This window comes from Pseudomonas sp. B22129 (genome assembly GCF_044218875.1).
Taxonomy (GTDB): domain Bacteria; phylum Pseudomonadota; class Gammaproteobacteria; order Pseudomonadales; family Pseudomonadaceae; genus Aquipseudomonas.
Window position 1 is genome coordinate 5,567,169 of record NZ_CP162592.1, and the last position, 14,021, is coordinate 5,581,189.

Annotated in this window: 13 protein-coding genes; 5 read left to right on the plus strand and 8 right to left on the minus strand. The window is 60.5% G+C overall.

What is annotated here, in order from left to right; translation table 11 throughout:
* Window positions 1-40: 40 nt before the first annotated feature.
* From AB4P94_RS25255 to AB4P94_RS25270, 4 genes are all read right to left on the minus strand, one after another.
* On the minus strand, window positions 41-1,099 hold the full coding sequence (locus AB4P94_RS25255) for a diguanylate cyclase (protein WP_395608016.1): 1,059 nt from the start codon (window positions 1,097-1,099) through the stop codon (window positions 41-43).
* 77 nt (window positions 1,100-1,176) lie between these two features.
* Window positions 1,177-1,809, minus strand: coding sequence for a LysE family translocator (locus AB4P94_RS25260; RefSeq protein WP_395608017.1), 633 nt, complete (start codon window positions 1,807-1,809; stop codon window positions 1,177-1,179).
* 71 nt (window positions 1,810-1,880) lie between these two features.
* Window positions 1,881-2,750, minus strand: coding sequence for a sugar phosphate isomerase/epimerase family protein (locus tag AB4P94_RS25265; RefSeq protein WP_395608018.1), 870 nt, complete (start codon window positions 2,748-2,750; stop codon window positions 1,881-1,883).
* A gap of 26 nt (window positions 2,751-2,776) precedes the next feature.
* Entirely contained in the window at window positions 2,777-2,941 is a 165-nt protein-coding gene (locus AB4P94_RS25270) for a rubredoxin (protein ID WP_016968943.1), read from the minus strand.
* A 158-nt stretch (window positions 2,942-3,099) separates the two neighbouring features.
* On the opposite strand from AB4P94_RS25270, the gene AB4P94_RS25275 reads away from it, so the two are divergent.
* Window positions 3,100-4,512, plus strand: coding sequence for a PLP-dependent aminotransferase family protein (locus tag AB4P94_RS25275; protein WP_395608019.1), 1,413 nt, complete (start codon window positions 3,100-3,102; stop codon window positions 4,510-4,512).
* Here AB4P94_RS25275 and AB4P94_RS25280 read toward each other — a convergent pair.
* The gene (locus AB4P94_RS25280) at window positions 4,490-5,569 is read right to left on the minus strand and encodes a sigma-54 interaction domain-containing protein (RefSeq protein WP_395608020.1); all 1,080 of its coding nucleotides are present in this window, start codon (window positions 5,567-5,569) and stop codon (window positions 4,490-4,492) included. The genes AB4P94_RS25275 and AB4P94_RS25280 overlap by 23 nt on opposite strands.
* A gap of 254 nt (window positions 5,570-5,823) precedes the next feature.
* Here AB4P94_RS25280 and AB4P94_RS25285 point away from each other — a divergent pair, with 254 nt between their 5' ends.
* Window positions 5,824-6,564, plus strand: coding sequence for a response regulator (locus AB4P94_RS25285; RefSeq protein WP_395608021.1), 741 nt, complete (start codon window positions 5,824-5,826; stop codon window positions 6,562-6,564).
* Window positions 6,561-7,865 carry an ATP-binding protein gene (locus tag AB4P94_RS25290; protein ID WP_395608022.1) on the plus strand — a complete coding sequence of 435 codons (1,305 nt, stop codon included), beginning with the start codon at window positions 6,561-6,563 and terminating at the stop codon, window positions 7,863-7,865. The genes AB4P94_RS25285 and AB4P94_RS25290 overlap by 4 nt, the downstream gene beginning before the upstream one ends.
* 39 nt (window positions 7,866-7,904) lie before the next feature.
* On the opposite strand, the gene AB4P94_RS25295 is transcribed toward AB4P94_RS25290, so the two are convergent.
* Both AB4P94_RS25295 and AB4P94_RS25300 read right to left on the minus strand, forming a co-directional pair.
* Entirely contained in the window at window positions 7,905-8,852 is a 948-nt protein-coding gene (locus AB4P94_RS25295; protein WP_395608023.1) for an IS110 family transposase, read from the minus strand.
* A 309-nt stretch (window positions 8,853-9,161) separates the two neighbouring features.
* A complete protein-coding gene (locus AB4P94_RS25300) occupies window positions 9,162-9,632 on the minus strand; it encodes an Lrp/AsnC family transcriptional regulator (protein WP_016974052.1) in 471 nt (156 codons plus the stop codon).
* A 123-nt stretch (window positions 9,633-9,755) separates the two neighbouring features.
* Between AB4P94_RS25300 and AB4P94_RS25305 the strand changes: the two genes are divergently transcribed.
* The gene (locus AB4P94_RS25305) at window positions 9,756-11,000 is read left to right on the plus strand and encodes a methionine gamma-lyase (RefSeq protein WP_395608024.1); all 1,245 of its coding nucleotides are present in this window, start codon (window positions 9,756-9,758) and stop codon (window positions 10,998-11,000) included.
* Between the two features lie 231 nt (window positions 11,001-11,231).
* On the plus strand, window positions 11,232-11,903 hold the full coding sequence (locus AB4P94_RS25310; protein WP_395608025.1) for a response regulator transcription factor: 672 nt from the start codon (window positions 11,232-11,234) through the stop codon (window positions 11,901-11,903).
* A 156-nt stretch (window positions 11,904-12,059) separates the two neighbouring features.
* On the opposite strand, the gene AB4P94_RS25315 is transcribed toward AB4P94_RS25310, so the two are convergent.
* Window positions 12,060-14,018, minus strand: coding sequence for a MacB family efflux pump subunit (locus AB4P94_RS25315; RefSeq protein WP_395608026.1), 1,959 nt, complete (start codon window positions 14,016-14,018; stop codon window positions 12,060-12,062).
* Between the last annotated feature and the right edge of the window lie 3 nt (window positions 14,019-14,021).

The window sequence follows — 14,021 nt, forward strand, 5'->3', positions numbered from 1 at the left end:
ATCCTTGTTTTTGTTGGGAGGGACGCCACACCCTACCCCACTAAACCGACCGTAACCAACTCCCCTGCACTGAACTGACGCGGTTGCGCCCGCTGCTTTTGGCTTCATACAAGGCAAGGTCTGCGTCGTTGAGCCAACTGGTGGAATCGGCGTGCGTCGGTTGATACGGCGCCAGGCCGATGCTCAGGCTCGCGCGCAAGGTGGGGTCCTGGGCGTAGGCCAACGCATTGAAGCGATCGCGCAAGGCATCCATCACTTCAGTGGCGCGGTTGAGCGGCATGTCCGGCAGGATCACGCAAAACTCGTCGCCGCCGTAACGCCCGGCAAGGTCAGTGGCGCGCAAGTTCTGGCGCAGCACCTTGCTCAATTGGCGCAGGACGATATCCCCCGTCACATGACCATAGGTGTCGTTGATGGTCTTGAAGTGGTCGATGTCGATCAGGGCAATGGCCGCGCCAGCCTGGCTTCGCCGGCAGCGTTGGAATTCGATTTCCAGGTGGTCTTTCCAGGCACCGTGGTTCAGCAGGCCGGACAGGCTGTCCGTTCGGCTCAGCGCCAGCAGCTCACGCTTGTGCCGGGCCAGGGTCACAGCCTGGCGGTAGCAGATCCAGCCCAGCGCCAGCGGGTAAAGCATCAGGATCGGCAGGCAAGCATACAGCTGGGCCTGGGTGGTCACGGCGATAAACGCCGGGGCGAACATCAGCCAGGAAACGCCGATACCCAGCGCCTGCGCCACCCAACCGGCAAACATGAACCGCGGCCCGCCGATGGCGACATTGTTCATGGTCATCATCGACAGCGTCGTCACGCTGGGCAGCGGGTTGAAATGCATGGCGCCGACCCAGAAGCCTCCGCAAAAAGAGTCGAACAACAGGTTGCGGCGCTCACTGCGCAAGGCATTGGTGGCGCGCAACGTCGATTGAAAAGCCAAGTGCGGCCAGGCGAAGGCGTTGAACACCATCCAGCCCCATACCCACAATGGCGGGCTGAGCGGGTACATGCCAAACACCACGCACACGAAACCGAGCGTCAGCCCCAGGGAACGGGATTTATACAAGCGGGTAGCGAGCGGAAGTCCATTTCCTCCGACGGCTGACATAGCGTGGTGTGATCCTGGATGAATGCCTGGAGTCTATCAGGGCAACTTCAAATCGCCACTACCGCTCATAAGGCCGCTCAGTGTGAGAAACCACGGGCCAGCATCACGGCCACACCCAGCAACAGCACCGCCGTGATCCGCTGCAACAACACCCGCCGCCTGGGGTTTTCCAGCACGTGTTTGATGCGCTGGCCGAAATAGCAATACAGGCAGCCGCTGGCAAACTGCAGCGTCAGAAAGGTCAGCCCGAGAATGGCGATGTCCGCCGCCGAGCTGTGCTCCCCGGAACCGGCAAACTGCGGGAACACGGCGCTGAACATGATGATGGTCTTGGGGTTGGAAAACCCGGTCAGCAAGCCCTTGCCGAACAGGCTGCGCGAGCCTTCCACGGTACCGGCCTTGCCGATCGACACGCCGCTGCTGGTCCACTGCTTGTAGGCCAGGTAGAGGATGTAGGCCACGCCGACAAACTGGATGGTCTGGGTAATCGCGATATTGCCCTTGATCAGCTCCGAGAAGCCCACGGCAAAAATCAGGATCGAAATCAGGTACGACACACTGGCGCCAATCTGCGCCGGGATCGAACTGCGCAGGCCGTCCTTCAAGCCCAGGCTCAACAGCAGCAGGGTCATGGGGCCGGGACTGAACGTCATGGTGGCGCAAAACAACAGGAAATACAGAAACGAAGACAGCGTTAACGCACTGGTCATGGTCCGGGGCCTTGGATGGATAGAAGCAACAACAACGGGACGCGCACCCTGAGCGCGCGTCCCGGGGCACGTCAGGCGACCGCGATTTCGGTCGTGAGGGATTCGCGGTACATCAGCGCCAGGTCAGCCAGGGCTGCCTGGGCGGTCTGGTTGCGGGTTTCGAAAGCCACCAGGCCTTTCCAGTTGGTTTCGACGATGGCCTGCACCACGTCGGCATAATCGCAGTTGCCGTCGTGGATACCGAAGTGCTGATCTTGCACGCCATTGTTGTTGCTGAAGGAAATGCCTTTGATCAGGTGGTGATACTTGCGCACCACTTCGGCCGGCAAGCCGTTCTCGATGTTGGCGTGGCCGGCGTCGAGGAAGAAGTACACATTGCTGTGCGCCTGCAAACGCTCGAACACAAAAGCGTATTCCGCTTCATGGGTGAAGATGTAGTGGAACGGCCGGTAGTTGACGTAGTTGGACAGGTTTTCCAGGTAGAGATCGGTGCCCTTGGCCTCAGCATAACGCGCCAATTCCTGCACCGATTTGAGGTAATGCTCCAGCGCGACTTTCTTGGCCATCAGCACCATTTTTGGCTCGACGATGCAGCCACCGTGGATGATCAACGGCGCACCCAGACGGCTGGCGATGTCGATTTCCTTCTTCACGTATTCAACCGCCGCCGCACGGAAGGCCTCCACATCACTGCCCAGCGGCGCCTTGAAGTTGCCGTGGAAGACCGGCTTCACACCCGTTGCTTCGATTTGCGCCTGCAAACCGGCAATACGCTCTTCGGTCCAGTCATCGACCATTTCGCCAAACAGGCTGCCGTCGATGTACCAGTGGGTGCAGTTGCCCTCGACGGCCGTTTGCAGGCCCTTTTCGGCGCTCAGGTATTTCTGGTGGGCCACACCGGTACAGAACGGCACGGTAGGGTTGATCAGTTTGCTTTCCATGAAGCGATTCCTTTCGTTATGGAGCGTTAAAGTTCGATGGCCATGAAATCGGCCTTGGTCACGCCGCAATCCGGGCATGTCCAGTCTTCCGGCACCTCTTCCCAAGGGGTGCCTGCCGGGATTCCGTCTTCGGGAATGCCCAATTCTTCTACGTACATAAAACCGCAGGGTGCGCACATATAAGTCTTCATGAGAATGCGAAATCCATTGCTCGCGTGTATGAAAGTCCGCCAATTCCTGGCGAGATGGCGCGCAGTCTAGGGGAGCGGCATTGCACAAGGCAGGTAAAGTGATGCCTAATCCGGCCTAACTTCACCGGTAAAAGCACCGGTAAAGAAGAGGAAAGTTTATGTTTGTATCCGCCATCGCTTTTGTGGACGGCACTCCCAAGGTCCAGCAGATCGTCGAAGCGTTCAGCCAGGCCATCGAAAACGGCGAATGGGCGCCCGGCAGCAAGTTGCCGTCGGTGCGGGAATTGACCCAGACCCTGGGCGTCAGCAAGTTCACCCTCAATGAGGCGCTGGACCGCCTGCGCGGGCGCAACCTGCTGACCTCCAGCCAGGGCCGCGGCTACTTCGTGGCGATGGACACCGCGCGCCCAGCCTCGGTGGCCTGGGTGGACTTGCTGCCGCAGGACTTGCTCAGCGTGCTGCGTCGCCCGCTGGTCACCGCCAGCGGCGAGCTGCGCCCCGGTGGCGGCCACTTGCCGGAAGACTGGCTGAACGGCGAAGCCATCCGCCAAGCCATGCGCAGTGTCGTGCGCGCGCCATCGCTGCGCATCGCGGGGTTAGGCACGCCAGCCGGACTGCTGCCCTTGCGCCAAGCCCTGCAACAGAAGCTGCACAGCGAAGGTTTATCGGTGCCGCTGGAGCAAATCATCACCACGCCCAACACCGTTCAGGGCCTGGACATGCTCATGCGCCTGCTCGCCCGCCCTGGCGACACGGTGCTGCTGGACGCGCCGTGCTACTTCAACTTCCACGCCAACCTGGCCCTGCACGGGGTCAAGGTGGTGACCATCGCGCGCCGCCCCGACGGCTTCGACTTCACCGCTCTGGAACACTTGCTCGCCGAGCACCGCCCCAGCCTGTACCTGACCACCAGCGTGCTGCATAACCCCACCGGCCACTCGTTCAGCCCCAGCCAGGCGTTTCGCCTGCTGCAACTGACCCGGCAATACCACTGCCATATCGTCGAGGACGACCTCTACGGCGACCTTCATCCAAACCCACCACCGCGCCTGGCCGCCCTCGCCGGGCTGGACCAGGTCACCTACTTGTCAGGCTTTTCGAAAATCCTCAGCGCCAACACCCGCGTCAGCTACGTGGTGGCCGCGCCGCAACTGGCGGCCAACCTGACCAATATGAAGTTGATGAGCGGCGGCGTGACTTCGGAGCTGTTCGAGCAGATTGTGTACCGCATGCTCAGCGAAGGCAGTTATGCCAAGCATCGCAAACGCATGGTGCAGCGTCTGATGGAGTCTGGCGGGCGCGTCGAACAATGGCTCAAACGCTGTGGCTGCGAGCTGCCGATGGCCTATGAAGGCGGGATGTTTATCTGGGCGCGCTTGCCACCGGGGGTGAATGGCGAGCTGCTGGCTCAAGAGGCGTTGAAACGCAGCCTGGTGTTGGCGCCGGGAGCGTTGTTCGGCTATGACCCGGCCCACCGTGATTCGATGCGGTTTAACGTGGCCCACACCGATGAGCCACGGGCGCAGCGGGTGTTTGAAGCGTTGTTGCTCAAGGCCGTGCGCGGCCCTTGAGCATGCCGTGGTTGACCAGCAAGGTGCGCATGGCGTTGCGGGTGATGCCCAACAAGTCCGCCGTGCGCAATTGGTTGAAGCCACAAAAGGCAAAGGCTTCGCGCACGATCAAGTCTTCGATGTCGTGCAGCAGCGTATCCCCCGGCACCTCGAACAACCTCAGCAGTTGCTCACGCACGACCTCCTGAGGAATGCGCGGCGCGCCGTTGTTGGCGCTGGCATGCAGTGCACTGAGCCCGGCAGAAAACTTCAGGTGGCTGGGCATGATCGGCTTGTCACCGGCCACCAACAGGGCCAGGTGCACCACGTTTTCCAGCTCGCGGATATTCCCCGGCCAGGGGTAATCCAGCAGCGCCTGAGTGGCGGATTCCGAGAGCATCGGCTCAGCGATTTTCAGCTTGGCGCTGTACAGCCGCCGGAAGTGTTCCACCAGCGGCAGGATATCCAGCGGCCGCTCACGCAGGGGCAGCACCTGCACCTGGGCGACGTTGATCCGGTAGAACAAGTCGAGACGGAAATTGCCCGCCTCCACCGCCTGTTCCAGGTCGATGTTGGTGGCGGTCACCAGGCGAATATTGATCTTGATCGGCTTGCGCGAGCCCACCCGTACCACTTCCTGCTCTTGCAGGACGCGCAGCAACTTCACCTGTAAAGGCAGCGGCAGGTCGCCGATTTCATCCAGGAACAGCGTGCCGCCGTCCGCCTCTTCAAACCAGCCGCCGCGCCGGCCCACTGCACCGGAAAACGCCCCCGCCTCATGCCCGAAAAACTCGCTCTCGGCGAGGGTTTCGCTGATGGCGCCACAGTTCACCGGCACAAAGGCACCGGTGCGTCCGCTGGCGCTGTGAATGTAGCGCGCGACCAGTTCCTTGCCGGTGCCCGTCTCGCCGTTGATCAACACCGGCGCTTCACTGGGGCCCACGCGTTTTAAATAATCGAGCAGTTGCAGCGAGCGCGGGTCGGAAAATACCAAAGCCTTGGCGCGGATCGACAACGGGTCTTTTTCGCCCTGGGGCAAAGTCAGGATCGGCGTGGGCTGCCCGTGGGGACGGTTCATGGACTATTTCCCGGCGGCGAGATAAAGAAGTGAGCGTGACTTTACCCAGCCGCACATATAACCAGAAATATTAAAAATTCATTAGCACATAACCATTTAACAGAACTCAGACCACTCAAAACCCACCGTAACGGCAATTTTGCCTCGTCGTGTATCTGCCTGTCGCCAGATACACTGCAATACAAAGGGCACAAGGCAAGGGGCTCGCCAGTGGCTAGACTGCGCCCCAATAAGCATTTAACGAGGAAGGCAGCATGGATCATGTCGATCACATCCTGATCGTCGATGACGACCGGGAGATCCGCGAACTGGTGGGCAATTACCTGAAGAAAAACGGCATGCGCACCACCGTCGTCGCTGACGGCCGCCAGATGCGCAGCTTCCTCGAGACCACTCCCGTCGACTTGATCGTACTGGACATCATGATGCCCGGCGACGATGGCCTGCAGCTGTGCCGCGAGTTGCGCGTAGGCAAGCACAAAGCCACGCCGGTGCTGATGCTGACCGCCCGCAACGATGAAACCGACCGCATCATCGGCCTGGAAATGGGCGCCGATGACTACCTCGTCAAACCCTTTGCTGCCCGCGAGCTGCTGGCACGGATCAACGCTGTGCTGCGTCGCACACGCATGCTGCCACCGAACCTGGTGGTCAGCGAAACCGGGCGCCTGATCCGTTTTGGCCGCTGGCGCCTGGACACTACCGCCCGCCATTTGCTCGACGAGGACAACACGCTGGTGGCCTTGAGCGGTGCGGAGTATCGCTTGCTGCGAGTGTTTCTCGACCACCCCCAACGCGTACTGAACCGCGACCAATTGCTCAACCTGACCCAAGGCCGCGACGCCGATTTGTTCGATCGCTCCATCGACCTGCTAGTGAGCCGCCTGCGCCAACGCCTGCTGGATGATGCCCGCGAGCCGGCCTACATCAAAACCGTGCGCAGCGAGGGCTACGTGTTTTCCCTCGCCGTGGAAATCCTCGGGGCTGACCAATGAAAGGGCGCTTGGGCTGGCCACGCACCCTGGCGTCGCAACTGTCGCTGATCTTTTTGATCAGCCTGGTGTGCGCCCATGGTTTGTCCTTCAGCGCGCAGTTCTACGAGCGCTACATCAGCGCGCGTACGGCGATGCTCGGTAATCTGGAAAACGATGTGGCCACCTCGGTGGCGATCCTCGACCGCCTGCCAGCCGACGAGCGCGCCAGCTGGCTGCCGCGGCTCGACCGGCAGAATTACCGCTACCTGCTCAACGCGGGCGAGGCCGGGGAACCGATGAACAGCGAAGACGTGCCGATGGCCGCCACTTCCATCTCGGACGCGCTGGGCGAGCACTACGCCCTGACCTTTCGCGATATTCCCGGCATGCAAAAGCACTTCCAGGCCCACCTGACCCTGGCCGATGGTAACCCCATCACCCTCGACGTACGCCCCGCCGCCCTGCCCGTCGCCTACTGGCTGCCGGTGGTGCTGGTGCTGCAATTGGCGCTGCTGCTGGGCTGCACCTGGATCGCCGTGCGCCTGGCCATCCGCCCGTTGACCCGCCTGGCCCGCGCCGTGGAAACCCTGGACCCGAACGCCCACCCGACCCCTCTGGACGAAGGCGGCCCTACTGAAGTCGCCCATGCGGCGGCGGCGTTCAACGAGATGCAAAAGCGCATCGCCGAATACCTCAAGGAACGCATGCAGATCCTCGCGGCGATTTCCCATGACCTGCAAACGCCCATCACCCGCATGAAACTGCGCGCCGAGTTCATGGAAGACTGCGCCGAGCGCGACAAACTCTGGAGCGACTTGAGCGAAATGGAGCACCTGGTGCGTGAGGGCGTGGCCTACGCGCGCAGCGTGCACGGCGCGACCGAGGCCAGCCACCGGATTGATCTGGATGCGTTTCTCGACAGCCTGGTGTTTGACTATCAGGACATGCACAAGCAGGTCAGCCTCAGCGGCAAAAGCGCGGTGGTGTTGGACACCCGGCCGCATGCCTTGCGCCGGGTGCTGGTGAACCTGGTGGACAACGCCTTGAAATTCGCCGGCAGCGCGGAACTGGAGGTGGGTTCGACGGCGGCGGGCGAGCTGTCGATCAAGGTGCTGGATCGCGGGCCCGGGATTGCCGAGGATGAATTGGCGCAGGTCATGCAGCCGTTTTACCGGGTGGAAAGTTCGCGCAATCGCGGGACTGGCGGCACGGGATTGGGGTTGGCGATTGCGCAGCAGCTGGCGGTGGCGGTCGGCGGGTCGTTGCGCTTGAGCAATCGGGCTGGCGGGGGGTTGTGTGCCGAGATCCGGGTGGGGCTTTGAGCAGGCGGTGTGGGAGATTCTATGGTTGAGGGGCAACCCTCAACCAACCTTCGGTTGGTATTCGTTTTGCCCTTTCAGCAAAGCAAATACCACCCGAGCAAGCTTGCGAGCCAACATTACCAGTACCTGAGTGGTGCTATATCCCCGTGCCCGCTGCGCCTGGTAAAACTCCTTCCATGCTGCAGTCCGGCTAGCCGCCATTGCTGCGTTATGCAGAAGGCGCCGCGCTTCTGAGTCGCCGCGCTTGCTTAAACTGCGCCGATTATCTTTCTGCCCGGACTTGGAGACGCGCAAGTCCATACCCAAGAAAGCGATAAATGCGTCCGCGTTTCTAAAGTCCCCTCGCTGGAAGCTGGTAATCAAGCGAGCCCCGGTCAAAAAACCGATACCTTCAACGCTCATGCAACGTTTGAGTTGGCCCAGTAACCCAGCCTCTTTCAGTCGATCGCTGATCATTTTTTCGATCAGTCCTTCAAGTCTTTGCATCGACTTCATTTGCTCGGCAAAAGAGGCCTTCAACAGCGGTTCATTCGCCCAGCTTTGCGTCAGGCTAACGCGAGCTTGAACCAGGGCGGCACGGCGGCGGAAAAGGCTCAACAGTTGGCGATAAAGAGGGGACGGCGGCGTCCAGGGGCGAAGCTCGTCGGCTTCTTTTCGCAAATACCGTACTAGTAATTGGGCATCCAGGGCATCAGTTTTGGCACGAACCTTCACACTTTTACGGTAATGACTGAGTTCATAACCACCGACCATGTAGATAACGCAGCCAGCTTCATAGGCCAGATCAGCAAACTCCAAGTGGTAGGTGTTGGTGGCCTCAATGGCGATAGCAACGCTGCCTGGTAAAGCCCTCAGCCACTTTTTGATAGCGGCTTTGGTATTCGGGATTGCTTCCAAAAGATCGAGATCGGCGTGATAAATCACCAATTCATTTTTTGCGACATCAATACCAACAATCGGCTTGGAGACGGGAACTGGCATTGCCATAGTGACTTCCTCCGGGCTAAGGTTTTGAGCACTTGAAGGGCTCACCCAGAGGCGCAGGCTTGTTCCTATCGTCGGTCATAGCCAGATGCATTCTTTATCGGCGCTTGGGTGAAAGGAGGAGGGGCGAAATCTCCCACGGTCTGTACTGCGCCAACAGTCAGAATCTGGCTTTGTCCCTCCTCCTCCCTTCAAGTCCTAGCATACAAGCTGGCTTGCCTGCGATGACGGCGCATCAGTTGTTGATGCAGTGACTGACAAGCCGCTATCGCAGGCAAGCCAGCTCCCACAGAAAAGCAGAACCGATCCCCATCACCCAGGCAGCGGAATCACCCGCAACCGCCGCACCGACTTATACGAAAAACTTGAATAAATCTCCTTGACGCACGGCAGCGTCTGCAACACCTCCCGGGCAAACTCGCCAAACGACTCCAGATCCTTGGCCACCACTTCAAGCAAAAAATCATAGCGCCCCGACACGTTATGACACGCCACCACTTCAGGAATCTCCAGCAACCGCTGCTCAAACGCCCGGGCGATTTCCTGGGTGTGGCTCTCCATCATGATGCTGACAAACGCCGTCACCCCATACCCCAATGCCTTCGGCGACAGGATGGCCTGATAGCCGCTGATCACGCCGCTCTCCTCGAGGTTGCGCACCCGACGCCAACAGGGCGAAGTGGTCAGGGAAACCCGGTCGGCCAATTCGGCCACGGTCAGACGGGCATTGCCTTGCAACGCGTTTAAAAGGGCTTTGTCGGTGCGGTCCAGACTGACGGGCATGGTTTGCCTCATTTCATTATTTTTATGGGTTTTTCATCCCGTAACACGGGATTTGTCGGCACTTTTTGCAAAGTTCATCTGTGGTTATGAGCATAGCATTGTAGGAAATAAGGAGCGTCCGACATGAACAATAAACACAATGCATTCGGCTTTTCCACCCGCGCCATCCACCACGGCTATGACCCCAAAGACCACCATGGCGCCCTCGTGCCGCCAATCTATTTGTCCGCCACGTTCGCGTTTCCCACTGCCGAATATGGCGCTGCCTGCTTTGCCGGGGAGGCGAACGGGCACTTTTACACACGCATTTCCAACCCGACCCTGGCCCTGCTGGAGTCACGCATGGCGACCCTGGAAAACGGCGAAGCAGCGGTAGCCTTCAGCTCCGGGATGGGCGCGATTGCCGCAACGTTCTGGACCCTGTTGCGCCCCGGCGATGAGGTGATCGTCAGCCAGACCGTGTACGGCTGCACCTTTGCGCTGCTGCACCACGGCATCGGAGAATTCGGCATCAAGGTGCGCCATGTCGACCTCACCGACCTTGACGCTCTAAGCGCCGCGCTTACGCCCGCCACGCGCATGATTTACTGCGAAACCCCGGCCAACCCCAACCTGCGCCTGGTGGACATCGCCGCCGTGGCCACCCTCGCCCATCAACACCCCAATGTCACCATGGTGGTCGACAACACTTATTGCACACCCTACCTGCAACGGCCGCTGGAACTGGGTGCCGACGTGGTGGTGCATTCGGCCACCAAATACCTCAGCGGCCATGGCGATATCACTGCCGGTATCGCCGTGAGCAGCCACGCCCTGGCGCAACGCATCCGCCTGCAAGGGCTCAAGGACCTGACCGGCGCGGTGATGTCGCCCCAGGATGCCTCCTTGCTGATGCGCGGCCTCAAGACCCTGGCCCTGCGCATGGACCGCCATTGCAGCAATGCCCGGGCGGTCGCCGAAGCGTTGCAGGCGCACCCCGCCGTGCAGTGGGTAACCTACCCGGGCCTGCGATCTTTCCCACAATACGAACTGGCGGCGCGTCAGATGAAACAGGCCGGCGGCATGATTGCCTTTGAACTCAAGGGCGGGATCGACACCGGCCGGCGCTTCATGAATGCGCTCAAGCTGTTCACCCGCGCGGTCAGCCTGGGCGATGCGGAATCACTGGCCCAGCACCCGGCCAGCATGACCCACTCCACCTACACCCCCGAAGAGCGCGCGCAACACGGCATCAGCGAAGGTCTGGTGCGGTTGTCGGTCGGGCTGGAGGATGTGGCCGATCTGCTCGCGGACGTCCAGCAGGCGTTGGCCAAATGCGCCCGGGCCGCGCCCCGCCAGGCGATGATGGCGGGGCATGCCGTGAGATAAGCCCCTCGCTTGGCGTTATCCTTTCCCACAAACGGTGGTCGGACAGGTCCGACCATCGTTATGCGTTTTTAATCTGATTTTTTGCAGATTGGATCCCCCTGCTTTTGCCAGGCTGTACTAGGATACGTCTCGGCGGGTGCACTATCACTGTAGGTTATTCAACGCTGTCACCTTCTTAAACCCCGTCGCTATAAGGCTGAATTCCTACACTCGAAACTCATGGATGAACTGATGAACTCACACCTGTTCCCACATATAGGCAAGGTCATCGCCAGCACCGGCAGTCGCCATTTCCCACGCATGCTGCATGACCTGATCCTCACCCAACTGGCAGTGGACGCCACGCATATCACGCAATTACGGGTGAACCCCGAAGGGCACGCCCGCCGCAAGATCAGCCCGGTCTACACCGATTCGGTGGCGGCCCTGGGCGAAGAGCAACCCGCCGCACAACTGCACCTCACGCGCCGCAAGGACGATGTGCGCTATGTGCTGTCGGTGTACCGCTCACACCAGTCCGAAAGCTTCTCGCCACAGGAGCGCAGCATGCTGCAGGACTTCTCCACCTTGCTACTGCCCATGGTGGAAAAGCACATCGCCGCGATTCAACCGTGCCGCCAGGACAGCGAACCGGTCATGCCGAAAAGCCAGGGCATCGAAACCCTGCGCCGGCGCATTGAGGAGCGGCTGGTACAGTCGGGGCTGACCCTCTCCAACCGTGAACTGGAAGTGTGCGTGGGCTTGCTCGCCGGGCGCACCGCGCCGGAGTTGGCGGAGCAACTGGCGCTGAAGGTCAATACCATTGAAAGCTACCTCAAACGGGCGGCGATCAAACTGGGGATCAGCGGGCGGCATTCGTTGTTGCGGTGGATGTATTCGACTGATGACACCACCCATTTTTAAGTCATCACGGATCTAAAATGTGGGAGCGGCGGTGCGACGATTCGACTTGCTCGCGAATGCGGTGTATCAGCCAGAAAATTTGGTGCTGATCCACCGCATTCGCGAGCAAGCCCGCTCCCACATTTGATCTCCATTTGTCGGTGAGACCTGCTCCGCTCAGTCCCGCGCCAACGCCTCAATCGGGTCCAGCCGCGCCGCATTCCTTGCCGGCACAAAGCCAAACACAATCCCGATCAGCGTCGAGCATGCAAACGCAGTAATGATCGAGCCCACTGAAAACACCATCTCCCATTCCTTCACAAACAACGAAAACAGGTAGCCGATGGCATAGGACAGCGAGATCCCGATGATCCCGCCGATCAGGCACACCATCACCGCTTCCACCAGAAACTGCTGGCGAATGTCTGATTGGCGCGCGCCCACCGCCATGCGAATGCCGATCTCGCGTGTGCGTTCGGTGACCGACACCAGCATGATATTCATCACGCCAATGCCGCCCACCAGCAACGAAATCACCGCAATCAGCGACAACAGCAACGCCAGGGAGCGGCTGGTTTTCTGCACGGTCTGCATGATGCTGTCGAGGTTGTTGGTGAAGAAATCCTTGGTCCCGTGGCGTTGCAGCATCAGTTTGTTGACGTTGTCTTCGACCACCTTGCTCGGCTGGCCGTCCTTGATGCGCACCGTGATGCTGTCCAGGTGGCGCTGGCCCAACAAGCGCCCCGCCGCCGTTTCATACGGCACCCACACGTTCAGCGCCTTGCTGGCGGCAAACATGTTTTTGTTGTCGGCCGTCACGCCGATCACCGTGCACGGCAGGTTGCCCACCAGGATCACCTGGCCCAACGGGTCAACATTAGGCCCGAACAAACGGTGACGGGTGTTGTGGTCGATCACCACCACCTGCGCCTGACGCCGCGCATCGCTTTCGCTGAAGGCGATGCCGGCTTCGAGTTTCAGCCCCTTCACTTTGAAGTAGCGATCACTGACGCCATTGACCTGCGCATCCACGTCAATATTGCCAAAACGCAGCAACAGGTTACGCCCCACCACCGGCGTGGCGCTGTCGACGTAATACAGCTGGTTGAGCGCCTCCACATCCGAGGGCATCAAGGTCTCGATGGCCGAGGCGCGGCTGTCGCCAAAACTGGTGCCGGAAAAGATGTCGATGGTGTTGCTGCCGATCGCCTGGATGTCCTTGAGCACATAACGTTTGGCACCCTCGCCAATCGCCGAGATCGACACCACCGAGGTGATGCCGATCACGATGCCGAGCATGGTCAGCAAGGTGCGCATGCGATGGGACACCAGCGCGACCCAGGCCATGTTGAAGGCTTCCTTGAACAACCCCAGGCTCGCCACCAGACGCCGCGCGCCGCTGCGCCGAGGCTCGATCGGGGCCTCACTCGGCTGCTCCAGGCTGACGCTGTCGTTGGTCTTGTCGCTGACAATCTGGCCATCGCTGACTTCGACGATGCGCTGGGCATTCGCCGCCACCTTGGGGTCGTGGGTCACGATGATCACCGTATGCCCCGCCGCGTGCAGCTCGGCGAGGATGCGCATCACCTCCTTGCCGCTGTGGGTATCGAGGGCGCCGGTGGGCTCGTCGGCAAGGATCACTTCGCCGCCGTTCATCAATGCCCGCGCAATGCTCACCCGCTGCTGCTGCCCGCCGGACAGCTGGCTGGGCCGGTGCGTGGTATGCCCCGCCAGCCCCAGCCGCTCAAGCAACTCCCGCGCGCGGCTGTGGCGCTGAGTTTCCGGTGTGCCGGCGTAAATCGCCGGCATTTCCACGTTGTGCAAAGCGCTGAGATGCGCGAGCAAGTGATAACGCTGGAAGATGAAACCGAAGTAGTCGCGACGCAGCTCCGCCAACTGTTCGTCACCCAGCGAGCGGGTCTCGATGCCGTTGATTTTGTAGCTGCCGGCGGTGGCGTAATCCAGGCCGCCGAGGATGTTCATCAGCGTGGACTTCCCCGAGCCCGAGGCACCGATGATCGCCACCATTTCCCCGGCATGGATCGTCAAATCGATGCCCTTGAGCGCAATGAATTCGCGCTCGCCGGCCATGAAGCTACGGGTGATGCCCTTGAGTTCCAACAGTGGCTGGGTCATCCG

Coding starts and splice junctions, on each gene's coding strand:
- AB4P94_RS25280 (WP_395608020.1), bottom strand. CDS start 5,569: ATGAACCGTCCCCACGGGCAGCCCACGCCGATCCTGACTTTGCCCCAG.
- AB4P94_RS25300 (WP_016974052.1), bottom strand. CDS start 9,632: ATGCCCGTCAGTCTGGACCGCACCGACAAAGCCCTTTTAAACGCGTTG.
- AB4P94_RS25270 (WP_016968943.1), bottom strand. CDS start 2,941: ATGAAGACTTATATGTGCGCACCCTGCGGTTTTATGTACGTAGAAGAA.
- AB4P94_RS25310 (WP_395608025.1), top strand. CDS start 11,232: ATGAACTCACACCTGTTCCCACATATAGGCAAGGTCATCGCCAGCACC.
- AB4P94_RS25290 (WP_395608022.1), top strand. CDS start 6,561: ATGAAAGGGCGCTTGGGCTGGCCACGCACCCTGGCGTCGCAACTGTCG.
- AB4P94_RS25295 (WP_395608023.1), bottom strand. CDS start 8,852: ATGGCAATGCCAGTTCCCGTCTCCAAGCCGATTGTTGGTATTGATGTC.
- AB4P94_RS25260 (WP_395608017.1), bottom strand. CDS start 1,809: ATGACCAGTGCGTTAACGCTGTCTTCGTTTCTGTATTTCCTGTTGTTT.
- AB4P94_RS25285 (WP_395608021.1), top strand. CDS start 5,824: ATGGATCATGTCGATCACATCCTGATCGTCGATGACGACCGGGAGATC.
- AB4P94_RS25255 (WP_395608016.1), bottom strand. CDS start 1,099: ATGTCAGCCGTCGGAGGAAATGGACTTCCGCTCGCTACCCGCTTGTAT.
- AB4P94_RS25275 (WP_395608019.1), top strand. CDS start 3,100: ATGTTTGTATCCGCCATCGCTTTTGTGGACGGCACTCCCAAGGTCCAG.
- AB4P94_RS25305 (WP_395608024.1), top strand. CDS start 9,756: ATGAACAATAAACACAATGCATTCGGCTTTTCCACCCGCGCCATCCAC.
- AB4P94_RS25265 (WP_395608018.1), bottom strand. CDS start 2,750: ATGGAAAGCAAACTGATCAACCCTACCGTGCCGTTCTGTACCGGTGTG.
- AB4P94_RS25315 (WP_395608026.1), bottom strand. CDS start 14,018: ATGACCCAGCCACTGTTGGAACTCAAGGGCATCACCCGTAGCTTCATG.